This is a genomic window from Mesorhizobium sp. M2C.T.Ca.TU.002.02.1.1, from assembly GCF_003997225.1.
Genome location: NZ_RZTO01001541.1, coordinates 1 through 428, shown reverse-complemented (window position 1 = coordinate 428; position 428 = coordinate 1). Strand labels below are relative to the sequence as shown.

The following is a 428-nucleotide window of genomic DNA, read 5'->3' as shown; positions in this document are numbered from 1 at the left end:
GCATTGAGCGCGGCCGTCGGCTCGTCGAGGATGAACACGCTGGCGTCGGTCATGATGCCGTGCGCGATCTCGACGAACTGCCGTTCCGCGATGCTGAGCATCGAGACCAGCGTGCCCGGATCGAGCGTGAGGCCGAGCTCGGCAAGCGCCTTGCCCGCCTCGCGGCGCATGCGCCGATGGTCGACCCCGCCGAAAGCGGTGGTCGGTTCCCGGCCGAGAAACATGTTTTCGGCGATCGTCAAATTGGGCAGCAGCGACAGTTCCTGGAACACGGTCGAGATGCCGGCTTCCAGGGCATCCTTCGGTCTGTGGAAGGCGACCTGGCGCCCGTCGAGCAGGATGGCGCCGCTATCCGGCTGATGGACACCGGCGAGGATCTTCATCAGCGTCGATTTGCCAGCGCCATTCTCGCCCATCAACGCATGGAC

General features: G+C 65.2%; 1 protein-coding gene. It reads right to left on the bottom strand.

What is annotated here, in order from left to right:
* Nucleotides 1-428, bottom strand: a 428-nt coding sequence (locus tag EOD07_RS37185; RefSeq protein WP_164772995.1) for an ATP-binding cassette domain-containing protein, incomplete at both ends; no start/stop codon positions are given.